A 25,791-nucleotide genomic window follows, 5' to 3' on the forward strand; every position below is an offset into this window, starting at 1 on the left:
GTCTCAGCGGATGGCTTTGAACAGCGGAATGGAGTGCATCGTGGAAGAGCCTGGGTTGGGCACTGTGCAACAGGCGGGCACTGTGCCAGCGCTTGTTAGTCGGTGCCACGGACCAAGATCCCGTGGTTCGGTTACTGCCGAACTTGCCGTGGTTCTGCCCGCTGTCATGGTGCTGTTAGCACTGCTGCTGCTGGGTTTTTCCACCAGCCTGTTGCAATTGCGCTTGGAAGAAGGCGCCAGAGCAGGTGCTCGTGCACTGGCTAGAGGAGAATCTCCCGGACAAGTGGTAGAAGCTGCCTCACGGGTATCGGGTGAAGGCGTAACAGTTACCGTGGATCGCGCCGAAGGATATGGGACGGTCACCGTATCCGGCCGGGCAGGTGGAGTCCTCTCCGGGCTGGTGCCTTGGACTCAGTCAGCACAAGCCACGGCAAAGGACGAGTCAGCTGTGCCATCACCTGTCCAACGAAAGAAGCGCTCAAATCCTGCTGACGGGAGTGCCGCTCTATTCATGGATGGTTCAACAGTCCACAAGTCATCCTTATGGCGGTGGGCTAGAAGTCCAGAATGTCCGCTGCGAGATGGGCGTTGTGAGGCGCTCGCAATGGATGGGGGGAGTGGTTGACCATGGGCGGCAGTGAGCGAGGAGCTGGCACCATGCTGGGTGCGGGGATTGCCCTCGCAGTGCTCATTCTGCTGGCGCTACTCATGGGGCTGGCAACGGCCGCGGTGGCAGCCGGGAAGGCCGCATCCGCCGCCGATCTGGCAGCCCTGGCCGCAGCAGATGCTTATAGGGGACTGAGTTCAGAGGTACCTTGTCAGGTTGCGGCAGACATAGCAGCAGCCAATTCTGCGGCTCTTGTGGAATGCCTTGAGATGCCGGAAAGCAGATCTGTGCAGGTGAAGGTTCTTGTTAGAACAACTTTGCCGTGGCCTGCGCAGGGGCAGGCAAGAGCGGGCCCGCCACCGGATACAGTCCGGCCTCTGGAGAGCGGCACCAAACCCTGACCGGCACATGCACGGACTGCCTGCCATGGTGCCGTTTTGGAAAGTGAACAGTGGAAAGTGAACAGCGGATAGTGAGATCAGCCGGGGGCGTTGTCCAGCAGGATCTTCAAGAGCATGACGGCCCCCCGTTTATCCAGTGGATTGTTCTTGTTGCCGCACTTGGGCGATTGAATACAAGAGGGGCAGCCGGAGGGGCACTCGCAGGCTTCAATGGCCTCCATGGTGGCGCGAAGCCAAGTTCGGGCCATGTTGAAGCCGCGCTCGGCAAAACCTGCGCCGCCCGGATGACCGTCATAGACAAAAATGGTGGGCTGGCCGGTGTCCGCATGAAGCGCTGTGGAAACTCCGCCAACATCCCATCTGTCGCTTGAGGCCACGAGAGGGAGTAAACCAATGGCGGCATGCTCAGCGGCATGGAGGGCGCCAGGAAATTGTGGTTCCACTAACCCGCCAGCCAAAAGCGTCGCGTTGTCCATGGTGAACCACGCGGCCTTAGTGAAGAGGTCACGGGCTTCCAGCTCTAGAGGTTCCTCACCAAGAACCTCATTGGAGATGGTGGCCTTGCGTTGGAATGAAACAACCTGCGTACGGACCTGCACAGCACCAAAATGCATTTCCACTGGCCCCCACAGTTCGTGCTTGACTGACTCAACAACCTCAATTTGGGTGACATCTCGGGCCGTTGTATAAAAGTCGGGAGTGCCGCGGCGCACCAGAGCGCAATGGTCGGCTTCATTGAGTTCCAACACCACGTAGCTGGTTCCTTGGTGGACGTACACAGCTCCGGTATGGGCTTGATAGTGGGATTGGGGAGAGCCCATGGTTCCCAGCAGTGCGCCTGTGTCAGCTTCGATGATATTGATAGGGCCACCACCGTCGTCACGCAGGTTGACCATGGCGGCCGCACGCTGCGGGTGGGTCCAAAACCAGCCAGCGGGGCGACGTCGCAAATATCCCTGCTCCACCAGCTGCTCCAGCACGGCCGGCGCGCTGTCATCAAAAATGGCCAAGTCGTCAGGGGTGAGGGGCAGCTCGGCCGCAGCGGCACACAGATGCGGTCCCAGGACGTAGGGATTTGCAGGGTCAAACACGGTGGCTTCGAGGGCGCTGTCAAAGATAGCCTCTGGGTGATGGACCAAAAAGGTGTCGAGTGGGTCATCGCTGGCCACAAAAGCTGCCAGGGCGTCCTGCCCTGCACGCCCCGCGCGACCAATTTGTTGAAAAAAAGAGGCCTTAGTCCCAGGCCAGCCAGCAACAAGAACCGCATCCAGTCCGGAGATGTCGATCCCCAATTCCAATGCTGACGTGCTGGAGATTCCCAGTAAGTCTCCTGCGCGGAGCGCCTTTTCCAGTTCCCGGCGCTCCTCCGGTAAATAGCCGGAACGGTACGCCGCCACACGTGGCGGAAGGCTGGCATCGACGTTTTCTAGGAGCCGTTTGGTTACTGTGGAGATGGTTTCGGCGCCCCGGCGGGATTTGATGAAGGCAATGGTGCGCACATGGGCGGAGACCAGATTCGCCAGCAAATCTGCCGTTTCGGCGATGGCGGTGCGTCTTGTTTTTGCACCATTTTCGCCTGGAAACTCCGTCAACTCCGGTTCCCACAATGCCACTGTGGTGGCACCGTGAGGAGAGCTATCCTGCGCGAAAGTTGTGACAGGGGCTCCTATCAGGCGCGCAAACGAGCTGCCCGGGTCAGCCGAGGTGGCGGATGCGCCGATAAAAACCGGATCAGACCCGTAATGGGCGCAGATCCTCCTTAAACGCCGTAACAAGAGAGCAACATGGGAACCGAAAACTCCGCGGTAACTATGCGCTTCATCGATGATGACGTATTTCAACCGCTTGAAGAATCGCGCCCACCACGTGTGGTTGGGCAAAACACCAAAATGCAGCATGTCCGGATTGCACAGGATGAAGTTGCTGTGATCGCGGATCCAGCGCCTATCGCCCGGGGCGGTGTCGCCGTCGTAGGTGGCTGCCCGCAAGGTGGGCAAGTTGAGCGAGTTTAGAGCGGCAAGCTGGTCAGCTGCCAGCGCCTTGGTGGGGGACAGATAAAGGGCCACGGCGCCGTCGGCCTCTAAAAGTCCGGGATTTTCCGCCAGCCGCAGGGCTGCCCGGTGGACAGCGTCCAGAGCGGGTAATTGATAAGCAAGTGATTTACCAGACGCAGTGCCCGTGGCAACTATGGTGTGCTGGCCTTCATAGGCACTCGTGGCGCCTTCCACCTGATGCAGCCAAGGCTGGTCAACACCCAGAAATGAATAAGCCCTGACAATGTCGGGGTGAACCCAATCCGGCCACGGCCGGTGCACAGCTTGCCGGGCCGGAATTCTCCGAACATGCTGCAGCTGGGCAGGGGCATTTCCCCCGCCGAGCAGCGGAATAAGGGAATCATTGATGGACACCTTCATCATTGTGCCACCGGATTGTGCCGCTGAAGTCTCGCTGTCAAGGCTCCAGCTATGCCAATCTCCACGGGACTACTTCCTGGAGGCGGTTATCAGTGGGTGCGGGTCAGCTCTTCGATGCGGGATTTGGGAACCAAGACGGTGACGGGGCTGATGGCGCGCCAGCCGAGTTTGAAGTACAGCCGTTGTCCATCGGTGCTGGCTAACAACAGCCCGGTGGTCACTGGATGGGCCTGGGCTCTGGCAGTCATGGCCTTCATGAGCAGCATGCCGTAACCGCGGCGTCTGTGCTGAGTGTGGGTTTCAATCTGATCGAAGATGGCATATTCGCCGTAGATGCCCACCTTTCCCGCCGCCAGAACAGTTTGCCCGCGCACAATCGCAACAGAGAAACGCTCCTCGCAGACTGAAGAGCTATGCTTGCCGCCCATCGCCTTGACCACCAAGGACAGCTCAGGGTCGCCCAAAAAAGGGTCCTGATTATCTTGATTCTCCAAATGGCACACCATGAGCTGCTCTGAGGCGGAGAGCATTCCCATCCCCGATTGGTGCGCCATCTTTACGTACTTGTGCACATCGGAGCCCAGCACACACAAAGCACGTTGAGATGAAGCATTCACTTCTTGAGCCAAGCTAGCAAAAGAGGACGGGGTGGGATTGGTAGTGAAGTATTCCCAACCGCTATTGCGATCGAGGCGCAAGGCGGCCAAATACCCTGTTCCGGAGCGACTCGGGTAGCTTCTTAGCGCAGTCCAGCCGGCAAACCATGCAGCGCTCTGGTCAGCTAGCCCTGTGGAGGCAACGATCATGGGCTCAGCCTATCCCTTTGGACAGTCCGGAGGGGCGCAGGCGAAGCCATTTGGTGGCACAAAGTAGGCTTTAATACGTGGCTTTGAACAAAATTGTGCTCTTTTACGGCTTTACTCCCCTTAGCGATCCAGAAGCGATCAAGCTCTGGCAGCGTGCCCTGTGCGAAAAGCTCAGCCTTAAGGGGCGCATCATCATCTCCAAAGATGGCATCAATGCAACTGTTGGCGGTGACATTAGGGACGTCAAGCAGTACCTCAAAACCACGCGTGAATACCCTGGCTTCAAGAACATGGACATCAAATGGTCAGACGGCACGGGGGATGATTTTCCCCGCCTGAGTGTGAAGGCCCGGGACGAGATTGTCAGCTTCGGTGCCCCCGGTGAACTCAAAGTGGATGAAAATGGCGTGGTTGGCGGTGGCACGCACCTGTTGCCGCAAGAGCTTCACGAACTTGTTGCCGAGAAGGAATCCAAGGGTGAAGAAGTTGTATTCTTCGACGGCCGTAACGCCTTCGAGGCGCAAATCGGCAAATTTAAGAACGCCATTGTGCCCGACGTCGAGACGACCCACGACTTCATTAAAGAACTTGACTCGGGCAAGTACGACGATCTTAAAGACAAGCCGGTGGTCACCTACTGCACCGGCGGTATCCGCTGTGAAGTGCTCAGCTCCCTCATGGTCAACCGCGGTTTTAAAGAGGTTTATCAAATGGACGGCGGCATTGTCCGCTATGGGGAAACCTTCAAAGACAAGGGTCTCTGGGAGGGCTCTCTCTACGTCTTCGACAAGCGCATGCACATGGAATTCAGCGAGGAAGCCAAAGAAGTTGGCCATTGTATCCGCTGCAACAACCCCAGTAACAAGTTCGAAAACTGCTCCAACCCCAGCTGCCGCAACCTGAACCTGTACTGCACCAGCTGCGCCGCGAACCCATCAACACTGCAATGCCCGCAAGGCTGCACCGAATAGCCCTGGGGTTCACGGATTAAGCTGGAGTTCCTGAGGAAGGAATGACCATGTGGAACGATTATGGACTGACATGGGGTGACGCCGCCCGAGTGGTGCTCTCCGCGATTGCCCTCTACCTTTTTGTCTTGTTATTGATTAGGTTCTTGGGCCAACGCACCATGGCGAGCTTGTCTAGTTGGGACCTCGCTGCGGCGGTGGCGCTCGGTGCCGTTGTTGGCCGGGCAATCCTGGGCTACACACCCACGCTTTTGGCTGGTGCTTTGGGCTTGGTTACCTTATTGACGTTGCAGGCACTCACGGGTCAGTTGCGCCGTTTTCCCCGAGCCGAGGCGGTCGTGAGCAATCGCGCCTACCTACTCATGGCTGGCAGCGAGATTGTTCCAGCAAACTTGTGGCGCACCCATGTTTCCGAACAGGAGATTACCGTACGGCTACGCTTGGCCGGTATCCGCAGCCGCACGGAGATCGCCGCCGTAATCCTCGAAGCAACGGGTGAGATCAGCGTTCTGCGGGTAGGCATTGGCATCGAGCCAAGTTTTTTGGCGAATGTGAAGGGCGCGGAACTAATCCCGGCAGCCTTCTTAGCCCAGCCACAGGACTGATCCAGCCACTGATGGCTACTCGCGGAGCTAGAGTCCCATCAAAGCTGGTGCCCTCACCGTGGTGCTAAAAATCATGACCGCCGTCGCCAATACCAGGGACATTTGGATGGTATCTGCCCAAATGCACTCGCCGGGTGAAGCGGATGGCCGGCCGGATGAGCATTTCTATACTTCCCAGGACAAACAGCCACGTACCCATATGGGTTAACGCCGGTGAAAAGAACAAAATACTCCCCACCAGAAACCACAGCCCTATCAAGAGGTCGTTGACTATGCTGATTGTTTCGTAGCGTTGGCGAATGATGAGTTCCTCATGGCCCAGGTGCAGAATCAAGGGCTGCTCAGATTCGCCCCCACCGTCTCGCCTAGATTTTGCATCCATGGGCAAACCATACCGTGGTGGTCAACGGGCGTTGCAGACTCGTTAGGCTTGATCCATGACTGATTTCGCCACGATCCCCGACGCCCCGCAAAGTGATAACCCTGACATCCTTGCCGGATTGGCCCACGACCTGACAGCCATCAATTACACGGTCGACGGTGTGGCGGAGCTCCTTGGCAAGGACGCGAACCAGGCGCTGGGTAGAGACCAAACCGTACCGGCAGCACTGCTGCTGCGCACCAACACCTCGCCGCTGGCCACACTAGTGAAGGTGTGGCTGGTGGACCAGAGCGTCCCTGCCGCGGAGCTGGCCGGCGCACTGCCATCAACCGGTGTTGAAGCGTTGCTGAAAATGGGCATCGTGGAAGGTGCCGGAACCCCGGGTATGGTTCGTGCCGCCGTCGACCTCCGCCCTTACGGCTGGCCCGCAGCTACGGAAGATACAGCGGAGACTAACCTGTGGGTGGCCAGCGATCTCGGCGCACACCAGCGTCCTGGCGTGCTGCGCAAGGATCACGTGCTGGGTATTGGGCAGGCCTCTCTGACACTGGCGCAAGGGACCATGCGCCGCACCGTTGAGAGGGCGCTGGATTTGGGCACCGGGTGCGGCATTCAGCTGTTCCACCTGCTCAGCCATGCCAAAGCCGTGGTTGCCACCGACATCTCCGAGCGTGCACTGGCCTTCACCCGTTTCAATCTGGCTCTCAATGCACAGGCTCTTGGCCTCACACAGGCTGACCTTGAACCAACCAACCCGGGCGCCCGCGTGTCCCTGCGCCTGGGCAGCCTGCTGGAACCTGTCGCGGGGGAGCGCTTTGATCTGGTGGTTTCCAATCCGCCGTTCGTCATCACACCCCGTCACCGAGGGGAACAGAGCAGCGAGCAATTCACGTACCGCGACGGCGGCATGGCTGGGGACGCCATCGTGGAGTCTCTGGTGCGCGAACTGCCCACCGTGCTGGCCACCGGCGGTACGGCACAGATGTTGGGCAACTGGGAAATCCAGCATAGTGCGGACAGCACCAGCTCGGGCTCGGGCACCAGCGTGCTGTGGCATACCCGCCCCGCGCAATGGCTGGCACCGGGAATTGAGGCGTGGTTCATTCAACGCGAGCAGGTGTCCCCGGGCGGCTATGCCGAAACCTGGCTCCAGGATGCCTCGCAGGGCCGTGACCAGGTGGCCTATGCCAACGCTTATGAGGACTACCTGCTCGATTTCGCCTCCCGCGAGGTGGCCGGAATCGGCTTCGGTTACATTGTGCTGCGCCGTCCCACGGCGCAAGAAACCGTTGATGAACCTCGCTTCGAGGAAATTCTGTACCCCATCGAACAACCCGTTGGCCCTCATCTGGCAGACGCCTTGGAGCGTGCACAATGGCTCAAGGCGCATCCAGACCTCACCTTCGAATACCTCTTAGTGGCCTCGGACGTCACGGAAGAACGCCATCAGAAGCCCGGGGCAGAACATCCCGGCGTGATCCTCCTCCGCCAAGGCGCTGGATTGCGGCGCACCAACTTGCTCAGCACCGAGCTGGCCGGCTTTGTTTCCGCGTGCGACGGCGACCTCACCGCCGGGCAGATCATCGGCGCCTTGGCTGTGTTGATGGAACGTGACGACGCTGAATTCACCCAATCCCTGGCACGGGACGTACGCAACTTGGTGCGCGACGGCTTCTTGCTCCCGGCCTGAGACTTTCCCCGCCCGCCCCTCACATCCGCTACAGCCCCCCACATCCGCGCCCTGTCTACCGGGCGCGGATGTGGGGGGCGGTAGCGCTGACCCGACTGGCACTACCAACTGGCACTACCGACTGGAGCCACCGTGTGGTGCAAATGACATATCTGGACGGGACAGGTTCGCTGCGGGAGATTCTGCGAAGCGTCCACGGCACGGGGAAGCGGTTCTCCCATGGCCTTGATCCGCAACGACGAAGAAGTTGCCGAAGAGCCAAAATACGTGGGATTTGACCCGGAGATTGCGGTCCTCGGCTCGCGCCACGCGCTCCCTAAGGCCTTATCTGAGCTGCCCATCAGCAAGACCATTTTCCTTGTTAATAAAAACGAATAAAACCCGGTACCGCCGCCTTCCCAACGGTTGCTCCGGCAAGCCAAATTTCCCCGGCAGTACGCGTTCACAGTAAAAATATGGTGAACTAGCTCAGGGGACACCGTTCGTCCACCATTCATTCCCTGTAGGAGTACCGTGCCCAGCAAGGCAGCAGCCAGCAAGCCCAAGACCGGCAAAAAGCTCGTTATTGTAGAGTCCCCTGCCAAAAGCAAGACCATCGCCAAGTACTTGGGCGAGGGGTTCGTTGTTGAGGCCTCGATCGGGCACATTCGCGACCTGCCGCAGCCTTCCGAGCTGCCCGCAGAGCTGAAGAAGTCCTCGATCGGCAAGTTCGCAGTGGACCTTGAAAACGACTTCAAGCCGTACTACGTCATCTCTTCAGATAAGAAGAAGAAGGTGGCCGAGCTCAAGGCGCAGCTCAAGGACGCCGATGAACTTTACCTCGCAACTGATGGGGATCGCGAAGGCGAAGCTATTGCGTGGCACCTGCTCGAGGTACTCAAGCCCAAGGTGCCCGTGCATCGGATGACCTTTGCCGAAATCACCAAGGAATCGCTCCAGCGCGCCCTGGGAAACCTGCGTGAACTTGATACAGACCTTGTTGATGCGCAGGAAACCCGCCGAGTAGTTGACCGCCTGTTCGGCTACGAGCTTTCCCCAGTGCTGTGGCGCAAGGTGGCCCCGAAGCTTTCCGCCGGCCGCGTGCAGTCAGTGGTGACCCGCATGGTGGTTGAGCGTGAGCGTGAACGCATGGCCTTCCGCTCCGCCAACTATTGGGACCTGGCTGGAACCTTCAGTACCACTGACACCGGCGAGTCTTTCAGTGCCAAGCTGGCCGCGGTCGGTGGCAAACGTGTTGCCTCGGGCCGTGATTTTAGTGATCAAGGCGTGCTGACCGGCAAGAACGTTGCACACCTAGACGAGGTAGCCGCCAAGGCCCTCGAGGCAGGGTTGCAGGATGTTGAATTTTCAGTCCGTTCGGTGGAACACAAGCCGTACACCCGCCGCCCGGCCCCGCCGTTTACTACCTCCACACTGCAGCAGGAGGCGGGGCGTAAGCTGCGCTTCTCCTCCAAATCGACCATGTCGACAGCCCAGCGCCTGTATGAAAATGGTTACATCACGTATATGCGTACGGATTCTTCTTCGCTGAGCGATGAGGCCGTCAACGCTGCCCGCCGGCAGGCTTCGGAGCTGTACGGCCCCGAATTCGTGCCCGCCGCCAAGCGTGTTTACGCCAGCAAGAGCGCCAACGCCCAAGAAGCCCACGAGGCCATCCGTCCCGCCGGTGACTCTTTCCGTACCCCGGCTCAGGTTGCCAGCGCCCTGCGAGGAGATGAGTTCAAGCTCTACGAGCTGATCTGGAAGCGCACCGTTGCTTCTCAGATGGCTGATGCCAAGGGCTCTACGGCGACCATCAAGTTGGGTGCCAAAGCCTCCGGTGGCGCTGCTGATGGGCAGGATGCCGAGTTCTCAGCTTCAGGTACTGTCATCACTTTCCGCGGTTTCCTGGCCGCGTATGAGGAAGGCCGGGATGAGTCCCGCAACGCCTCCGATGATTCAGACCGCCGCCTGCCCAACGTCAAGGAAAATGACTCTCTGAGCGCCGCCGATGTCCAGGCCAATGGCCATGACACCACGCCTCCGCCGCGCTTTACGGAAGCATCCCTGACCAAGGAAATGGAAGAGCGCGGAATTGGCCGCCCGTCCACTTACGCCTCTACCTTGTCCACCATCATGGACCGTGGTTATGTTCGCAAGCAGGGTTCCGCCCTGGTGCCGAGCTGGATCGCGTTCTCCGTGGTGCGCTTGCTGGAACTGCACTTCACCGATTACGTGGACTACGAGTTCACTGCCGGTATGGAAAAGGGTTTGGACAGGATCGCCAACGGTCAGGAGCAAGGCTCCGACTGGCTGACCCATTTCTACTTTGGTGATGACGGCAACCGCGGTTTGCAGGACATTGTCAATAACCTTGGCGACATTGACGCCCGCGAGATTAACTCGATGCCCATCACCGACACCTTGGTGTTGCGTGTGGGTAAGTTTGGTCCGTACCTGGAATCCACCGTCCCCACGGTGGATGCCAAAACCGGTGAAATTATTGAGGCGGCCCGCGCCAATGTGCCCGAGGATCTGGCTCCGGATGAGCTCACGCCCGAAAAGGCGCAAGAACTCATGGACACTGCCGCCCCTGAGGAACGTGTTCTGGGAGCGGATCCCGTTTCCGGCAACACAGTGGTGGCCAAAAACGGGCGTTACGGTCCGTATGTCACCGAAGTCATTCCGGAAATGACAGAAGAGCAAATCGCCAACCAGCCGGTGGAGTACTACAAGAACGGCAAGCCGAAGCCGCCGAAGAAGCCCGTTAAGGTCAAGCCGCGGACCGGTTCAATTTTCAAAGCCATGAGCGTGGAAACCGTCACGCTGGATGAAGCTTTGGCGATCATGAGCCTGCCGCGAGTCTTGGGTGCAGACGCTGAGGGCAACGAAATCACTGTGCAGAACGGCCGCTTTGGCCCGTATCTGAAGAAGGGTTCGGACTCGCGCTCCATCGGCTCCGAGGAAGAGATCTTTACCATCACGTTGGAAGCGGCGTTGGAGATATACTCCCAGCCCAAGCAGCGAGGCGCGCGCGCCGCGGTGCCGCCCTTGGCAGAGTTTGGTGAAGACCCCGTTTCAGGCAAGAACATTGTGGTGAAGGAGGGCCGCTTTGGCCCCTACATCACTGACGGCGTTACTAACATCACGGTGCCCCGCGGAACCGAAGTTGAACAGCTGACTCGGGAAACCGCCGTCGAGCTTCTGGCCGACAAGCGTGAGCGAGGTCCCGTTAAACGGACTGCGAAGGCGCCTGCCAAGAAGCCCGCAGCCAAGGCCCCGGCTAAGAAGAAGGCACCTGCCAAGAAGTAGCCGAGAAGTACTAACAAGTAAAAAAATTTCAAGAGCCCATTCAGGGTATGGAAAAGCCCCGCCCAGGCGGGGCTTTTCCATACCCTGAAGCCTTTTATAAGCAGCTTCCTACGCTGGTGGCGGGGGTTGAGCAGGCTGAAACCCGTCGATGGTATGCGTAACATAAAGCTCGATGGGAATGTGATCTGTATCATCGTGCAGGTAGCTCTCTTGTGTGCTGCCTATCACGATCCATGGTGGTTCGTTGCAGCCGCAGGCGCTCGTATCCACCTGACACATCCAGCTTCCACGGGGAAAAATGAAACTTCGCCATCGCAAGGGCAGAAACGCGATTGTTGCGGCTCTGGCCGCGGCCACGCTGACCCTGGCCTCCACCGCCGTCGTACTTCCAGGGGCAAATGCTGCCGTGGCGCCTGCGCTTGCCCCTGCGGTTCTTGCCGTTAATGCACCTTCGGGTTCAGTTCCTGTGACTCCCGTGGGTGCACCCGCGACCGTCCCCGGACTGAAGACATGGACAGCAGCCACCGGCGCATTCACCTTAGGTGACGGCGCCAAAGTGATCGGTGCTGATGCGCCGCTTAGAGGCGAACTTGCCACTGAACTCTCCTCGATTCTTGATCGCACCGTGGGCACTGCAGCTACCGGTGCCATAGCAGGAGATATCGAAGTTGCCGTAGATACTTCCCGCAGTGCCGCGCTGGGCGAGGAAGGCTACGAGCTTGTGGTCGGTGAAACGCTCAAGGTCACCGGAGCAACCACCACAGGTGCCTTCTACGGAGCCCAGACCATCCTGCAATTGATGACTCAGGGCAATGCCGTCAACAAGGGAAGCTCCATTGACTTCCCGCGGTACCAAGAGCGCGGCGTCGGCTTGTGCGCATGCCAGTTGAAAATCTCTATGGAATCTCTAGAGCGCACCATGAAGGATATGGCGTACAACAAGCTTAACCAGCTGTGGTTGGAAACGAAGCTGAAATCGGATGCCTACCCCAACGCCAATTTCTGGTCCTACTACACCAAGGCTGAAGCCGCCCAGATCAGCGCATGGGCAAAAAAATATCACATCAATTTGATTCTGGAAGTTAACTCTCCCGGTCACATGCGTCCTTGGCTCTACAAGTACCCTGAGTTGCAGTTAGTTAACAACGCTGGTGTTAAGAAGGAAAATCAGCTGGACATCAGCAAGCCCGAGGCCTTGGAAATGGTCACGACTCTGGCTGACGAATACGCCGCGGCGTTCCCGGATTCGCCCTACTGGCATATGGGCGGTGACGAATACATGATCAGTGACAGCTACAGCAACTACTCACAGTTTGCTGCCTTTGTCGCTGCGAACCCGGACAAGTTCCCAGCCGGTTCCGGCCCCGGCGATGTGTTCATCTGGTTCATGAACCAGGTCAATGCCCACGTCAAGGCCAACGGCAAGACGCTGCGTATTTGGAACGACGGCGTGCCAGCCTCCAGTGTTGTCAAGCTGGATACTGACATTGTGGTTGAGCACTGGGTTAACTCCGGCCCCACGCCTCAGGCATTGCTGGATTCAGGCCACAACGTGCAGAACTCCATGCAGGGGCTGTACTTCAACCGACCTGGCGCCTATAACGTGAACCTGGCCAACCTATGGAACACGGGTTGGACGCCGGAGAAGTTCGACGGCGGACGAACCGCCACTGATGTGCCCGGCAAGGGCAAAATCATCGGAGCGAAGCTCTCAGCATGGCCCGATGACACACCCGCAGCCACCGAGGCAATGGTTGAGGAACAGATGTTCGCGACCATGCGTTTCCTTGCCCAAGCAACGTGGGGTAGCCCCAAACCCACGGCTGACTTCGCCCAGTTCACCACCTTGACCAACAAGCTTGGGCGGGCCCCCGGGTACAACAGCTACAACCGCACACCCCTTGGCAATGGCGGGTACACCATCTCCACAGCTAATAAGTCAATCAATGCTGCGGCCGCTGGGGTCACTGTTTCAACAGCCGCCAACAGCATCTGGACTCTTGCTGCCACCACTGACAACTACTACAAAATAACAGCTGAGAATGGACAGTGCTTGGCCATGGCTGGTGGCACTTTGTGGCTACAAGCACCCATGGATCAAGACTTGGCACCTTCGCTTTCCACATGCACCACAACAGACCGCCGCGTGAACAACCTCCAGAAATGGGAAGTTCTCAAAGTTGATGGCGGCTACATGATTCGCAACGCCATCACCCAGATGCCTCTGAGCGTGAATGCTTCGGGAGCGTTGACACAACAAGCTGCGGATGTACTGGCTCCGAGTGTCTTCGCGCTGGCTGGAGACCTCTCCACTAGCGTGACGGGCCCGGCCAGGGTTGTTGCTGGCACGCCTGTTTCCATCACCGTCAAGGTTGAGAACCGTACAGTCAGCACGGTTACAGGTGCTGTGGTTACCCCTACTGTTCCAGCCGGCTGGGCGCTCTCACCAGCATCCATCACTGTCGGAGAATTGAGCGCAGGAGCAGAAAAGACAGCAAAATTCACCGTAACTCCCGGCGCTGGAACACCCTATGGGAACTTCACCCTTTCCTCCTCGACCGCTTACACAGTGGGTGCCGAGTCTAAGATCAGTTCGTCGAGCACCACAGGATTGCTGACTTGCTCCGCAGTTCCTGTACGCCCTGTTGCTGCGGTTGTTGACAGCTTCAACAACGGCGGTGGGGAAATCACCCCGGGGTCCAATGCCATTGACGGTGATCCCAATACGTTCTGGGGAACCGCGTGGTCGCCCTCCAACGCCCCGCTGCCACACACCATTAAGGTGGATCTGGGCAAGGAGATGAGCATCTGTGCCGTCAATGCGCTGCCACGTCAAGGAACGAGTTCAAGTGCGGTTAATGGCCGTATCAAGGACTACGAAATTTACGTCAGCAACAGTGCTGATTCCTTGGGTACCAAGGTTGCCCAAGGAACCTTCCCCAACGTAGCCACGATGCAGAGTGTCGCGCTAGATTCTCCTGCCGTGGGACAGTTCCTGACTCTGAAAGCATTGTCGGAGCAGGCAGGTAATCCCTGGACTACGTTGGCAGAGTTGACCGTTGATTCAGTGGACTCAGCCCTAGTTCCGACGGTCCCTGCGACGACTGCCCCGGCAACAACTGATCCGGCAACAACGGCGCCCGTAACGACTGCCCCGGCCACAACCGATCCGGCAACAACGGCGCCCGCGACGACGGCTCCTGCGACGACGGCACCGGTAACCTCGGCTCCTGCGACGACGGCGCCGGTAACCTCGGCTCCTGCGACGACGGCGCCGGTAACCTCGGCTCCTGCGACGACGGCGCCGGTAACCTCGGCTCCTGCGACGACGGCGCCGGTAACCTCGGCTCCTGCGACGACTGCGCCGGTAACGACGGCGCCCGCGACGGCTACAACGGTTGCTATGACCACGCCGACGGCCGAGGTCGTTGCTAAGGATGTTCGCCAGGGTCAAGCCCTGACGTTCACAGGTTCCGGGTTCCAGCCTGGCGAGCCAGTCTCCGGCGTTGTTCACAGTGAGCCGGTAGACCTTGGCACAACCGTGGCAGATGCCAATGGAAACGTTTCGTTCCTCTGGAATGTGCCTGCCAACTTCGCAGTGGGCGAGCACACCGTGATCCTCAGTGGTGAACACTCGCATCGTGTGGTTGAAGCCGTCTTTACTGTTTTGCCCACCTCGACCACCGAGCAAGGCAACAGCGATCTGGCTAACACCGGGGCAAACACCAGTGCCCTTTGGGTCGGTGCACTGTTGATGGCGTTGATGGGCGCCGGCATGGTCCTTGGAAACCGCCGCCGCGCAGGTCAGCACAAGTAGCTAACTGCTCAAACGAGGCCCTCTGGTGGCGAAGCGAGGCAATACGCTTCGCCACCGGGCGGCCTTCTGCATGGAATGGGTTCCGAGGGACAATAATGGGCTTATGAGATTAGGCGTACTCGACATTGGGTCAAATACAGTCCACCTGCTGCTTGTTGATGCGCGCCCCGGGGCAAACCCCGTGCCCTACGCCTCCCACAAGCGCCCGTTGAGCTTGGTGAAGTACCTTGATGATGAAGGAAACATCAGCGACGAGGGCCAACATGAGCTGATTGAGTTCATCCTTGAGGCGTGGGAATTTGCTGCCAAGCACAAGGCAAAGGATCTGTTGGCGTTCTGCACCTCCGCCATCCGTGAATCCACCAATGGTGCGGCCGTACTGGCCAGGGTCCAGCATGAGACCACCGTCCGCCTGACCGAACTGACCGGCGAAGAGGAGTCTGCGATGACGTTCTTTGCCGTGCGTCGGTGGCTCGGCTGGGGTGCGGGCACCATTTTGAACCTTGACATAGGCGGTGGTTCCTTTGAGATCTCCCAGGGCGAGAACGAGCTGCCGGCTCTGGCCCATTCGGTGCCGTTGGGTGCCGGGCGGCTGACCCGGGAATGGTTGGCTGAGGACCCGCCCACGGCCAAAAGCATCAAGGAACTGCGCAAGCACATCAAATCGACGCTCAAGGAACCTATCGCGGAAACCAAGAAGCTCGGTGTCCCGAACATCGTGACGGGCTCTTCCAAAACATTCCGTGCGCTGGCACGCATAACGGGCGCTGCGCCGTCGTCCATGGGGCCCTATGTGCGCCGGGAACTTCATCTGAGCGATCTTGGCTTGTGGTCCCAACGGCTCTCAGCGATGTCCTCGGCGGACAGATTGTTCTTGCCGGGTGTCTCATCCGCACGGGCACAACAGGTGCTGGCCGGGGCGCTCGTGGCACAGAGCGCCCTTGAAATGTTCAATGTGACGAGCATGCAAATCAGTCCCTGGGCGCTGCGCGAAGGTTTGATTCTGCGGCGCCTTGACCAGTTGGTCTTTGATGGCCCGCTGGACCCGCCTGCACATGTTGCTAAGCTGAGAAATTCGGATACTAAGTAGTAGAAAGGATGTCAGGACCTATGGATTCAACCAGCCCTAATCACGGCGCCGATGTTCCCAAGGCTCCACGGCGGCACATTCCCGTGGCACTTTCCACGGCATCTGTGTATCCACTTTCGGTGCATGACGGTTTTGCGGTGGCGGCGGATTTGGGGTACGACGGCGTCGAGGTGCTCGTGACACACAACGGTGACAGCCAGGATTCATCCGCACTGAACCGGCTGGCCGAACGGTATGAGCAACCCATTTTGGCGATCCATGCGCCTACGCTCTTGTTGACGCAGCAGGTTTGGGGCAGTGCCTGGAACAAGGTACAGCGCTCAGCCCAGATGGCGGTGGATGTGGGAGCCGAGGTAGTGGTGGTGCATCCGCCGTTCCGCTGGCAGAACGGTTACGCCGAAACTTTTGCCCAGGGTGTACGCGATATTGCTGACGCTTTTGGAGTACGCATCGCAGTGGAAAACATGTACCCGTGGCGTGTCCGCGGACGCGAGGCATTGGCTTATCTGCCGCATTGGGATCCGGTGCGCATGGACTACCAGGACGTTACCTGGGACTTTTCGCATGCTGCCACGGCCGACGCTTCGAGCTTGGACGCCGTGCGGGCCCTCGGTAGCCGGCTGCGCCACGTCCACCTCACCGACGGGATTTCCCCGTCGACAAAGGACCAGCACCTGGTTCCGGGACGCGGCACGCAGGAGTGCGTTGAGGTGCTCCAGCACATTGCCCATAACGGGTTCGACGGCGCGGTGGTCGCCGAAGTTTCCACTCGCAAGGCCAAGGGCGCCGGGCAGCGCGAGGAATGGCTGGCCGAGACCCTTGAATTTGCGCGAGTGCATTTGGGTCAGACAGCGCCCTAGCGGGCCCGCGGCCTAGCGGGCCCGCGGCACCGTGGGCTCGGTGCGTTGGCGGTACCGTGCGTTGACCGCGCTGGGGCTCTCGCTTGTCGGGGCCAAGAGACGTTTAACGTGAAATCGCCGGAGACGTCGTCACCAGTGGATGGGGGGAATCACTGGCGAGATCTCCGGCGATTTAATTGGTCTTCAGGACAAGACCAATCCGATCATCACTCGCACCCTTATGAGGTATTTAAAAGACTACGGGCGGCTCTTGAGAATAGCCCGGGCGCAAGCTGTGCATTTGCCGTTAAACAATTTTTGTGCGCCTTCTGAGCCCTGAACCCGGGGTTCTGCGTTGCCCCAGCTTGCGTGTGTTGCCGGTGCAAAGCAAAGATGGAGACATGATGAAAAAGATTGTGTTTCTGGGTTGTGGCTCTATGGGCGAGGCTATTCTGGCGGGCATGCTGGCCGCGGGGGTATCGCCGCTGTCGGTTGTTGTCACGGTGCGCCGCCCGGAGCGAGCCAATGAACTGGCAATCAGGCACGGTGTTACGGCGCTGGCCTCAAATGAGGAATCCGGTGCCAACGCTCAGGCTGTTGAGGGGGCAAGCGTGGTGATCCTTGGCGTCAAGCCGGTAGGGATCACGGCCTTGTGCCAAGAAATTGCCGGTTCGCTCGAGTCCAACGCTGTGGTGATCAGCGTTGCCGCAGCGGTTTCGCTTGCACAGTTGGAAGGGGCGCTGCGCCCGGGACAGCCCGTGGTGCGTTCCATGCCGAACACGCCGCTAAAGGTTGGCAGGGGCGTTGTGGCGCTATCCGCCGGATCATCCGTTGACGAGCATCATCTTGCCAGCGCCCATGAGATTTTCGATGGTTCGGGTGTGGTCCTGGATATTGCAGAAGATCAGCAAAACGCTGTTTCAGCCATCAGCGGTTCCGGCCCGGCCTACGCATTTTACTTAGCTGAGGCAATGGCGGCTGCGGCGCAGGACTTTGGGCTCTCGCCCCAGATAGCCCATGTGCTTGCCCGCGAGACCGTAGCAGGGGCAGGGATGATGCTTGCGGAGCCGGGGGCCAACGCCACTGAGCTGCGCCGTGCCGTGACAAGTCCCAAAGGGACCACGGAACAAGCCATCGCCAGCTTTGATCGCGAAGGCCTGCCCGGAATTATCCTCAAGGGCGCTCAAGCAGCTGCAGCAAGGGCCGCGGAGATCACGAAGGAGCTTTCCGCCCTCAACTGACGCTAGTGCAGCATTGGTCACATTTTTCACGACGCTAGTGCAGCAACGGTTAGTTGAGTCAGAACGCTATAGCTCTGGGCCCCATAGCTGGGATAGGGTCCGGCAGATGGGCCCCATTGCTGGGATAGGGTCCGCACGGGGGCTGGGGCAAGGGCAGGTCAGGAGGCGGCTTCCAGCGCTAACAGCAGGGCCTTGGCCTCGGGGCCACCCAGGTACGCGCCTGAGCGCCCGTCAGAGCGGACAACCCGGTGACAGGGAACCACCAGCGGCAGTGGATTGCGGGCACACGCTGTTCCCACAGCTCTCACAGCCCGCGGACTGGACGTCATGGCAGCCACCGCGGCGTAGCTGGCCGTATGCCCGTACGTGATCTGCGGCAGATAATCCAGAACCTCGCGCCGAAAGCCTTGCGCAAGCCTAAAATCCAAGGTCAGATCGAAGCGCCTCCGGTGCCCGGCGAAGTACTCATCCAGTTCGCGTGCAGCCTCATCAAGGCGTGCCGGTGCCAGAAATATCCGTGGGCTGATGTTCGCCGCTAGCGAGTCCAGCACGGAATCGTGGCCTTCGGAGGCGAAGGCCACCCGCACCAGCCCGGCCTCTGTGCGGGCCAACAACAGTGAACCCACCGGCGAATCGACTACGCGGTAGGACACATCCACCAGCCCCTCGGCGGCCGCGGCAGCAGAAAAGTGCCCGGCCAGCGCAGCCAAGGCCGCAGCCTCGCCGCCGGTAAGCGGTGCCAAAATCTGCGGAATTCCAGTCTCACTCATTGCCCCTCAATCCTTTCCGTGTCCCTTGCCATCGCCGCCCAGCAGAGCACGCAGCGCCGCCATTGCATCAGAGGCGGCCCGCCGCGCAGCCGCCTCCGAATTCCCCAACAAAGCCGCCACCTCCGCATAGGGCAGCCCCACCAAATGGTGATAGACAACGGCCTCGCGCTGGCGCTGCGGCAACCTCGCCAACGCCGCCCACACGGCCGCAGCCGTTTCACCTGCCTCCACGGCATGTACGACGACGTCCCCGCCTTCCAGGGGACCGTCACCAGCGATCTCCATGGGTTCCGGGACGCGGGCCGTGCGGCGCAAGTGGTCCAGTGACTTGTTGCGTGCGATCGTGACAAGCCAGGCCTGCCAATTCACAACCTTTTGCGCTGTCGGGTAGGTCCGCAGGGCTGCCAGGAAGGTTTCCTGCCAGACATCGTCGGCGTCCACAACCCCCACCATCGCCCGGCATACCCGCAGCACGGCGGTTCCGTGGGCAGAAACCAGCATCTCAAAGGGCGGTGGAGCTGCACGGGGTGCAGCCGCTGCCCGTGCCAATCCGGCCCTGCCCGATTCGTTCATGCTCACTTAGAACAGCCTCACCTAGAACAGCGCCTCAGTGTGCCCCAGCGCTGGGTTCTCCAACTCCAGAAGAAACTCCTTGCGCTTCAAGCCGCCGGCATAGCCCACGAGTGAACCATCGGCACCAACCACGCGGTGGCACGGGACAATGATGCTGAGGGGATTGCGGCCGTTGGCAGAGCCCACGGCCTGCGCCATGGAGGGATCGCCCAGCATTGACGCTAGCGCCCCATACGTTCGCAGCTCACCATAAGGAATCTGACTCAGCGCATCCCAAACCCGCTGCTGGAACGGAGAGCCTACGGGAGCCAGTGGAATCGTAAACTCGCGCAGCGAGCCTGCAAAATACTCACAGAGTTGCTCAGCCGCGGCGCAGAGCACCGGTGAGCTTGGGGGCCCAACCACGTCACCCAGCGTCTCCCACGCTGGGCGGCGCTTATGCTCGGCCATGTACACGCCCGCCAATCCGGCGCGGTTCTCCACAAGGGTCAGCAGGCCCACGGGCGAGTCAATAATCATGTGTTGCATTATCAAAAAAACCTCCTGCCCTGTAGACGCACACCGCGTATAAAACGTGAGGTTAGGGCCGGGCGGCGAAGCGCTCCAGCAGGTCCACATAGCCTGAAACAATGAGCATGTCTCGGCTGGAAACACGAGTATTTGGCTGGGCGTACGTGAAATCCTCACCCGGGGATTTCACGCCAACCACTGTCACCCCGTACCTGGAACGGACCTTGGATTCCTCCAGCGTGAAGCCCTGTGTTTCCTTGGGCGGGTACATTTTTACGATCGCGAAATCGTCGTCGAACTCGATGAAGTCGAGCATCCGCCCGCCCACTAGGTGCGCGGCTCTGACACCGGCGTCGGCCTCGGGGTAGATGACATGGTTGGCGCCAATGCGGGTCAGGATCTTGCCGTGCGACTGCGTGATCGCCTTGACCCACAGGTGCGCGATGCCCAGGTCCACCAGGTTCACCGTGATGAGCACGCTGGATTCAATGGAGGTACCTACACCCACCACGGCGGAGCTGAAGTCCTGCGCGCCGAGCTGGCGCAGCGCGTCAATGTTGGTGGCGTCGGCTTCAACTACGTGGGTGAGTACACCGGCCCACTTTTGGACCAGGGCCGGATCGCGTTCTATAGCCAAGACTTCGCGGCCCTGCTTGACCAGTTGGTGTGCCGTGGCAGCCCCGAAGCGGCCCAGACCTATCACCAACACGGGCGCGTTGTGTGGTGGGCGGTTGCTGGAGTCTATTTTCTCAGCCAATGATGGGCCTCTCTTCCGGGTAGTGGTACAGCTGGCGGCGTTGCCGCAGAGCCAGCGCTGAGGCCAAGGTGATGGAGCCCACCCTGCCGAAGAACATCATGGCGGACAGGACATACTTACCTGACGGCGGCAGCTCGCCGCTGAGCCCCGTACTCAGTCCCACGGTGGCGAAGGCCGAGATGGTTTCAAAAAGGACCCGGTCAAGGCTTTCCCCGGAAATGGCTAGCAGGAGCCCGCAAGCAATCATGACGAAGGTGGCACCCATCATAATCACAGAGATGGCCACGCGCATGGTGCCTTGGGGGATGGTGCGGCCGTGGATTTTCACATCGTTATCACCCCGGGCCTCGGCCACAATGGCCAGGAACATCACAGCCAAGGTGGTGACCTTGATACCTCCTGCTGTTGAGGCCGAACCGCCACCCACAAACATGAGGGCGTCGGTGAGCAACATGGTGGAAGAATGCATGGCATTCATATCCACCAGGTTAAATCCAAGGGACCGGGTCATGACGGAGGCGAACACGGAGTGCGTGATCTTGTCTCCCACACTCATCCCGCCAATGGTGTCAGGGTTGGTCCACTCCATGGCACCCCACAGGATGGCGCCGGACACTAACAGCATGAGCGAAACCTGGATGGTGAGTTTTGCGTGCAGCGTCCACTTTTTGAAGCGGAAGCCCGTGGCCAAAAGCACCATCAGCACAGGGAAGCCTAGGCTGCCAATGAAGCCGCCAATCATGAGCGGGGTCAGGATCCACAGATCGGCTTCGTAGGGGACTACACCGTCTGAATGAGGTGTGAAACCAGCGTTGTTAAAGGCGGAGATAGAGTAGAAAGCGGCGTGCCAGATGGCTTGGGGGAGGGGCTCGCCCAAGATCAGGAACCGCGGTGCCAACGCCAAAGCCAAGATCACCTCAATGGCTACGGAGGTGCTGATGACGATGCGCAGCAAGGTACCTACCTCGCCCATGCGGCCAGCGTTCATGGCTTCCTGGGCAATGAGTTTCCCGCGCACTCCAAGCCGTTTGCTGACCATGAGGGCCATCAACGAGGCGAGCGTCAAGATGCCCAAACCACCCACGAAGATGCCAATCAAGATCACCAATTGGCCAAAGAATGACCAATGCAAGGCCGTGGAAACGGTGGTCAGCCCGGTCACGCAGACAGCTGATGCCGCCGTGAACAGTGCGTCATAGAAGGGGGTTGCCTGACCATCCCGGGCTGCTGCTGGCAGGCACAGAGTAAAAGTGAAGGCAAGAATAACCAGGGCAAAAACGATTAACGCCAACCTGGCGGGGGAACTATTGGCCACCCGGTCCACGAAGTCGCGGACGCTCACTACAACGCGTACCGGCCAGTTGGGCAGCCATTGGGGAAGTGCGGTTCTAACAGCCAACGCGGTACTTCCCCTCCTGCCGTAAGTTACTGCCACGAAATGCTCAAGAAGTCGTGGATACGTCATTTGTGCCCGGACTTCGATAGCCTGTGATGGATGTCATCAATTGCCAGCTCAGGGCCAGCGGCCGTCCCGACAAGCATAGTCTGCGATGCGGCTATGTCTGCGTACAATTTTGGCCCAAACCATCCTATGTCGCCCAAGCGCCTTGACCTGACGGCAACGCTTGCCCGTGAGCTGGGAATCTTTGATTTGCCACAAGTTGATGTGGTGGAGGCCTATGTGGCTTCCGACGACGAACTTGCCGCAGTGCACACGCGCGAGTACATTGACGCGGTGCATCGTGTGGGGCAGGACCCTACCCTCAGTGATCCAGAACGCGGGCTGGGCACGGAGGACGACCCCGTCTTTGCCGGCATTCATGAGGCAAGCGCACGGCTGGCTGGCGGCTCACTCGTGGCCGCCAACGCCATTATTAGTGGTGCCGTTCCCCGTGCAGTGAACTTTGGTGGCGGCATGCACCACGCCTTTGCCGATAAGGGCGCCGGCTTCTGTATTTACAACGACACCGCGCTTTGCATCCAAAAACTGCTCGATTCCGGTGTTTCCAAGATTGTTTACATCGACATTGATGCTCACCACGGTGATGGCACCGAAAAAATATTCTGGGATGAACCGCGTGTTTTGACCATTTCGCTGCATGAAAGCGGTGTGAGCCTGTTTCCTGGCACAGGGTTCGCCAACGATCTTGGCGGGCCGGGAGCCATAGGTTCCGCTGTCAACGTCGCTTTGCCGGCGGGCACCTCAGATGCCGGCTGGCTGAGAGCCTTCCACGCCGTCGTGCCTCAGTTGGTGGAAGCCTTTGCGCCGCAGGTAATTGTCAGTCAGCACGGGTGTGACTCACACCGGGACGATGAACTGACGCACTTAAACACCAGTGTGGACGGGCAGCGGGAGGCCGCGCTGAGCATTGCGGCGCTGGCTGACAAGGTGTGTGGTGGCCGTTGGATCGCCATGGGCGGCGGCGGGTACAACATTGTCTCCGTAGTGCCGAGGGTATGGAGCCATCTGATGGCGATTGCTGCCGGGCGCCCGGTCCCGCTGCGCACGGCAGTTCCTGAGGCGTGGCGCAGTTATGTAGCGGAGAAGTACGGCAAGGTTGCACCCCTGCTCATGAGCGAAGACGCAGACACCTGGTGGCGTTCCTGGGAAGTTGGCTACAACCCCTCCGATGCGCTGGACCGAACCGTCATGGCCACACGGAAGGCCGTTTTCCCTCTCTACGGCTTGGACCCGTGGTTCGACTGATCCCGGCCGTACCTTGGAGCCCTTTGAGCGATTCAAGATGCTGTGAGCGGCATATGTCGCTAGGGTAGTGGGATGGTTGTTGAAAAAGTCTTTGCGGTGATCGCCGAAAGCACCCGTCGGGATCTTTTAGAAGCGCTGGCCCAAGAGAGTAAATCGGTGGGGCAGCTGGTTGATGAATTGGGTGTTTCACAACCCACAGTCTCGAAGCACTTGCGCGTGCTGCGTGAAGCCGGAGTGGTGACTATGCGTGCGCAAGGTCAAAAACGCTATTACCTCATCAATACCGAGCCGCTTGCCTTGGTATCCACATGGCTGGAAACCCTCGGGGCCACCGGAGCTGCCCGCGCGGCGAGCACAACCGTGGGGGCTGTGGCTTCTGCCGTTGGTAGTGTGCCCGCCGCCGCACCTGTGGTGAAGGTTCGCCCCGCGGCTACGGTTGCCCCTGCTGTACCAACCCCTGCTGTACCAACCCCTGCGGTACCAACTCCTGTTCCGGTTTCTACTCCTGTGGTTGCGCCGGAGCCTGCCCGCCAACTGGTACCTGCCGCAGCGGGTACCGATTCCCACATGAGTGATTCCGCCGTGGCTGCTTCCCACGTGACCGATTCGGAACAGCTGAGGAACGCTACGGCCGTGGTTCCCTTCGATAGCGTGCACTCCGGTGTTGCGCAGCCGAATGAATACGAAGGCGGTGTACCCGGACAAATCAGCCGCAGTATGGGCAGGGCGGCGAATAAGGCTGCCGATCTGTTGGCTAACTTGCCCGCCCTACCCGCGTTCAAGCGACGCAAAAGCTAAAAATAACAAAAAAATCTTACTGCTTGATCAAGATACGTATGATCATGCATAAAATACTGAATTGTGAGAAAAATTAGTCTAAGTGGCACCATGACTGGAAAATTGCCACAGAGCATATTTATGCGCTGCATGACGGCGCCTCACCCCTTTCAGGAGACTCATGGATACCAGGCTCGAAGCCATCCGGGAGCAAGTTTTAGCCCGCAACCCCGGTGAAAAAGAATTCCACCAGGCAGTACTGGAAGTTTTTGAAAGCCTTGGCCCCGTTTTGGATAAGCATCCAGAATTTGTTGACGCCGCCGTGCTGCAGCGATTGTGTGAGCCTGAGCGTCAGATCATCTTCCGGGTGCCGTGGATGGATGATTCCGGCCGTGTGCAGATCAACCGCGGGTTCCGTGTGGAATTCAACTCAGCTCTTGGCCCGTACAAGGGCGGACTGCGCTTCCACCCCTCGGTATACCTGGGCATTGTGAAGTTCCTCGGTTTCGAGCAGATCTTCAAGAACGCCCTGACAGGTATGCCCATTGGTGGCGGCAAGGGCGGCTCCGACTTTGACCCTCGCGGCAAGTCTGACGGCGAAGTTATGCGCTTCTGCCAGAGCTTCATGACTGAGCTTTACCGCCACATTGGCGAGTACACCGACGTTCCTGCCGGTGACATTGGGGTTGGCGGCCGGGAAATTGGCTACCTCTTCGGTCAGTACAAGCGCATCACTAACCGTTACGAATCCGGTGTTCTGACCGGTAAGGGCATTGGTTGGGGCGGCTCCTTGGTGCGTCCGGAAGCTACAGGCTTTGGCACCGTGATGTTCACACAGGAAATGCTCAAGACCCGCGGTCAGTCCCTCGACGGACAGCGCGTCGTTGTTTCCGGCTCCGGTAACGTAGCCACCTTCGCCATTGCCAAGGCCCAGCAGTGGGGTGCCAAGGTTGTGGCTTGCTCGGATTCCTCCGGCTACATTGTGGACGAGAACGGCATTGACGTCCCGCTGCTGCGCCAGATCAAGGAAAAAGAGCGCGGCCGCTTGAAGGAATACGCGGTCCGCCGCGGTTCCTCTGTCAGCTATGTTGAAGGCGGTTCCGTCTGGGACGTCAACGCCTCCGTTGCGCTGCCGTGTGCCACGCAGAATGAAATCAACACTGACGCAGCCACCCGCATGGTCAAGAGCGGTCTGGTTGCCTTGGCTGAAGGCGCCAATATGCCCTCCACCAGTGGTGCTATTGCCGTCTTCCAGGAAGCTGGCATCCTGTTCGCTCCGGGCAAGGCAGCCAACGCCGGTGGCGTGGCCACGTCCGCCTTGGAAATGCAGCAGAACGCCAGCCGTGACGCTTGGTCCTTCGAGCACACCGAGGAGCGCCTGCACAAGATCATGATCGGCATCCACGACCGCTGTGCCGAGACCGCAGATACTTACGGCTCACCGGGCAACTACGTGGTGGGCGCCAACATTGCCGGCTTCGTCAAGGTTGCTGACGCCATGCTGGCGCAGGGTTTGATCTAAGCTTCACAGCTTCAAGAAGTACGA

General features: G+C 59.4%; 22 protein-coding genes. 14 read left to right on the forward strand and 8 right to left on the reverse strand.

Annotated features, from left to right (window positions below; genetic code table 11):
- Nucleotides 1-28 precede the first annotated feature (28 nt).
- Entirely contained in the window at nt 29-625 is a 597-nt protein-coding gene (locus tag RY113_RS06685; protein ID WP_315914119.1) for a TadE family type IV pilus minor pilin, read from the forward strand.
- 2 nt (nt 626-627) lie between these two features.
- Nucleotides 628-1,008 (forward strand): Rv3654c family TadE-like protein, encoded by a 381-nt coding sequence (locus RY113_RS06690; RefSeq protein ID WP_315913965.1) that lies wholly within the window; start codon nt 628-630, stop codon nt 1,006-1,008.
- A 77-nt stretch (nt 1,009-1,085) separates the two neighbouring features.
- Here RY113_RS06690 and RY113_RS06695 read toward each other — a convergent pair whose 3' ends face one another.
- The gene (locus tag RY113_RS06695) at nt 1,086-3,416 is read right to left on the reverse strand and encodes a DEAD/DEAH box helicase (protein WP_315913966.1); all 2,331 of its coding nucleotides are present in this window, start codon (nt 3,414-3,416) and stop codon (nt 1,086-1,088) included.
- 95 nt (nt 3,417-3,511) lie between these two features.
- Complete coding sequence (locus tag RY113_RS06700; protein WP_315913967.1) at nt 3,512-4,228, reverse strand: GNAT family N-acetyltransferase; 717 nt, start codon at nt 4,226-4,228, stop codon at nt 3,512-3,514.
- A 77-nt stretch (nt 4,229-4,305) separates the two neighbouring features.
- Here RY113_RS06700 and RY113_RS06705 point away from each other — a divergent pair, with 77 nt between their 5' ends.
- Together RY113_RS06705 and RY113_RS06710 are read left to right on the forward strand one after the other, a co-directional pair.
- A complete protein-coding gene (locus RY113_RS06705) occupies nt 4,306-5,199 on the forward strand; it encodes a rhodanese-related sulfurtransferase (RefSeq protein WP_110105146.1) in 894 nt (297 codons plus the stop codon).
- A 41-nt stretch (nt 5,200-5,240) separates the two neighbouring features.
- Entirely contained in the window at nt 5,241-5,801 is a 561-nt protein-coding gene (locus RY113_RS06710; protein ID WP_315913968.1) for a YetF domain-containing protein, read from the forward strand.
- A gap of 64 nt (nt 5,802-5,865) precedes the next feature.
- On the opposite strand, the gene RY113_RS06715 is transcribed toward RY113_RS06710, so the two are convergent.
- Nucleotides 5,866-6,183 (reverse strand): YrhK family protein, encoded by a 318-nt coding sequence (locus RY113_RS06715; protein ID WP_110105144.1) that lies wholly within the window; start codon nt 6,181-6,183, stop codon nt 5,866-5,868.
- 55 nt (nt 6,184-6,238) lie between these two features.
- On the opposite strand from RY113_RS06715, the gene RY113_RS06720 reads away from it, so the two are divergent.
- The 7 genes from RY113_RS06720 to proC all read left to right on the forward strand — a co-directional run bounded on the left by RY113_RS06720 (nt 6,239) and on the right by proC (nt 18,151).
- Nucleotides 6,239-7,873, forward strand: a complete 1,635-nt coding sequence (locus RY113_RS06720) for a methyltransferase (RefSeq protein ID WP_315913969.1) — start codon at nt 6,239-6,241, stop codon at nt 7,871-7,873.
- Nucleotides 7,874-8,092: 219 nt separating this feature from the next.
- Nucleotides 8,093-8,251 carry a hypothetical protein gene (locus tag RY113_RS06725; RefSeq protein ID WP_315913970.1) on the forward strand — a complete coding sequence of 53 codons (159 nt, stop codon included), beginning with the start codon at nt 8,093-8,095 and terminating at the stop codon, nt 8,249-8,251.
- Between the two features lie 135 nt (nt 8,252-8,386).
- Nucleotides 8,387-11,164, forward strand: a complete 2,778-nt coding sequence (gene topA / locus RY113_RS06730; protein ID WP_315913971.1) for a type I DNA topoisomerase — start codon at nt 8,387-8,389, stop codon at nt 11,162-11,164.
- A gap of 298 nt (nt 11,165-11,462) precedes the next feature.
- Nucleotides 11,463-14,981: a family 20 glycosylhydrolase gene (locus RY113_RS06735; RefSeq protein ID WP_315913972.1), complete on the forward strand. Its 3,519-nt coding sequence runs from the start codon at nt 11,463-11,465 to the stop codon at nt 14,979-14,981.
- A 103-nt stretch (nt 14,982-15,084) separates the two neighbouring features.
- Entirely contained in the window at nt 15,085-16,071 is a 987-nt protein-coding gene (locus tag RY113_RS06740; RefSeq protein WP_110105140.1) for a Ppx/GppA phosphatase family protein, read from the forward strand.
- Between the two features lie 20 nt (nt 16,072-16,091).
- Nucleotides 16,092-16,931 carry a sugar phosphate isomerase/epimerase gene (locus RY113_RS06745; RefSeq protein WP_315913973.1) on the forward strand — a complete coding sequence of 280 codons (840 nt, stop codon included), beginning with the start codon at nt 16,092-16,094 and terminating at the stop codon, nt 16,929-16,931.
- Nucleotides 16,932-17,311: 380 nt separating this feature from the next.
- A complete protein-coding gene (gene proC, locus RY113_RS06750; RefSeq protein WP_315913974.1) occupies nt 17,312-18,151 on the forward strand; it encodes a pyrroline-5-carboxylate reductase in 840 nt (279 codons plus the stop codon).
- 158 nt (nt 18,152-18,309) lie between these two features.
- Here the strand turns inward: proC and RY113_RS06755 are convergent, their stop codons facing one another.
- From RY113_RS06755 to RY113_RS06775, 5 genes are all read right to left on the reverse strand, one after another.
- Nucleotides 18,310-18,921, reverse strand: a complete 612-nt coding sequence (locus RY113_RS06755; protein ID WP_315913975.1) for a methylated-DNA--[protein]-cysteine S-methyltransferase — start codon at nt 18,919-18,921, stop codon at nt 18,310-18,312.
- Nucleotides 18,922-18,927: 6 nt separating this feature from the next.
- Nucleotides 18,928-19,494: an RNA polymerase sigma factor gene (locus RY113_RS06760; RefSeq protein ID WP_315914120.1), complete on the reverse strand. Its 567-nt coding sequence runs from the start codon at nt 19,492-19,494 to the stop codon at nt 18,928-18,930.
- Between the two features lie 21 nt (nt 19,495-19,515).
- Entirely contained in the window at nt 19,516-20,013 is a 498-nt protein-coding gene (locus RY113_RS06765) for a methylated-DNA--[protein]-cysteine S-methyltransferase (protein ID WP_315913976.1), read from the reverse strand.
- A 61-nt stretch (nt 20,014-20,074) separates the two neighbouring features.
- A complete protein-coding gene (locus RY113_RS06770; protein WP_110105338.1) occupies nt 20,075-20,713 on the reverse strand; it encodes a TrkA family potassium uptake protein in 639 nt (212 codons plus the stop codon).
- A gap of 40 nt (nt 20,714-20,753) precedes the next feature.
- On the reverse strand, nt 20,754-22,160 hold the full coding sequence (locus tag RY113_RS06775; RefSeq protein WP_396334218.1) for a TrkH family potassium uptake protein: 1,407 nt from the start codon (nt 22,158-22,160) through the stop codon (nt 20,754-20,756).
- A 159-nt stretch (nt 22,161-22,319) separates the two neighbouring features.
- On the opposite strand from RY113_RS06775, the gene RY113_RS06780 reads away from it, so the two are divergent.
- From RY113_RS06780 to gdhA, 3 genes are all read left to right on the forward strand, one after another.
- Nucleotides 22,320-23,468 carry an acetoin utilization protein AcuC gene (locus tag RY113_RS06780; protein ID WP_110105133.1) on the forward strand — a complete coding sequence of 383 codons (1,149 nt, stop codon included), beginning with the start codon at nt 22,320-22,322 and terminating at the stop codon, nt 23,466-23,468.
- 72 nt (nt 23,469-23,540) lie between these two features.
- The gene (locus RY113_RS06785; protein WP_315913977.1) at nt 23,541-24,266 is read left to right on the forward strand and encodes a metalloregulator ArsR/SmtB family transcription factor; all 726 of its coding nucleotides are present in this window, start codon (nt 23,541-23,543) and stop codon (nt 24,264-24,266) included.
- A 160-nt stretch (nt 24,267-24,426) separates the two neighbouring features.
- Nucleotides 24,427-25,767 (forward strand): NADP-specific glutamate dehydrogenase, encoded by a 1,341-nt coding sequence (gdhA, locus tag RY113_RS06790; protein ID WP_110105131.1) that lies wholly within the window; start codon nt 24,427-24,429, stop codon nt 25,765-25,767.
- Nucleotides 25,768-25,791 lie beyond the last annotated feature (24 nt).

The sequence above is a fragment of the Arthrobacter sp. lap29 genome (genome assembly GCF_032458965.1).
GTDB classification, from domain to species: Bacteria; Actinomycetota; Actinomycetes; order Actinomycetales; family Micrococcaceae; genus Specibacter; species Specibacter psychrochitiniphilus.

What these genes read in the sequence shown, in the direction of transcription:
- RY113_RS06685 (WP_315914119.1), top strand. Translation starts at nt 29, where the DNA reads ATGGAGTGCATCGTGGAAGAGCCTGGGTTGGGCACTGTGCAACAGGCG.
- RY113_RS06690 (WP_315913965.1), top strand. Translation starts at nt 628, where the DNA reads ATGGGCGGCAGTGAGCGAGGAGCTGGCACCATGCTGGGTGCGGGGATT.
- RY113_RS06700 (WP_315913967.1), bottom strand. Translation starts at nt 4,228, where the DNA reads ATGATCGTTGCCTCCACAGGGCTAGCTGACCAGAGCGCTGCATGGTTT.
- RY113_RS06710 (WP_315913968.1), top strand. Translation starts at nt 5,241, where the DNA reads ATGACCATGTGGAACGATTATGGACTGACATGGGGTGACGCCGCCCGA.
- RY113_RS06715 (WP_110105144.1), bottom strand. Translation starts at nt 6,183, where the DNA reads ATGGATGCAAAATCTAGGCGAGACGGTGGGGGCGAATCTGAGCAGCCC.
- RY113_RS06720 (WP_315913969.1), top strand. Translation starts at nt 6,239, where the DNA reads ATGACTGATTTCGCCACGATCCCCGACGCCCCGCAAAGTGATAACCCT.
- RY113_RS06725 (WP_315913970.1), top strand. Translation starts at nt 8,093, where the DNA reads ATGGCCTTGATCCGCAACGACGAAGAAGTTGCCGAAGAGCCAAAATAC.
- RY113_RS06735 (WP_315913972.1), top strand. Translation starts at nt 11,463, where the DNA reads ATGAAACTTCGCCATCGCAAGGGCAGAAACGCGATTGTTGCGGCTCTG.
- RY113_RS06740 (WP_110105140.1), top strand. Translation starts at nt 15,085, where the DNA reads ATGAGATTAGGCGTACTCGACATTGGGTCAAATACAGTCCACCTGCTG.
- RY113_RS06745 (WP_315913973.1), top strand. Translation starts at nt 16,092, where the DNA reads ATGGATTCAACCAGCCCTAATCACGGCGCCGATGTTCCCAAGGCTCCA.
- proC (WP_315913974.1), top strand. Translation starts at nt 17,312, where the DNA reads ATGATGAAAAAGATTGTGTTTCTGGGTTGTGGCTCTATGGGCGAGGCT.
- RY113_RS06755 (WP_315913975.1), bottom strand. Translation starts at nt 18,921, where the DNA reads ATGAGTGAGACTGGAATTCCGCAGATTTTGGCACCGCTTACCGGCGGC.
- RY113_RS06760 (WP_315914120.1), bottom strand. Translation starts at nt 19,494, where the DNA reads ATGAACGAATCGGGCAGGGCCGGATTGGCACGGGCAGCGGCTGCACCC.
- RY113_RS06765 (WP_315913976.1), bottom strand. Translation starts at nt 20,013, where the DNA reads ATGATTATTGACTCGCCCGTGGGCCTGCTGACCCTTGTGGAGAACCGC.
- RY113_RS06780 (WP_110105133.1), top strand. Translation starts at nt 22,320, where the DNA reads ATGTCTGCGTACAATTTTGGCCCAAACCATCCTATGTCGCCCAAGCGC.
- RY113_RS06785 (WP_315913977.1), top strand. Translation starts at nt 23,541, where the DNA reads ATGGTTGTTGAAAAAGTCTTTGCGGTGATCGCCGAAAGCACCCGTCGG.
- gdhA (WP_110105131.1), top strand. Translation starts at nt 24,427, where the DNA reads ATGGATACCAGGCTCGAAGCCATCCGGGAGCAAGTTTTAGCCCGCAAC.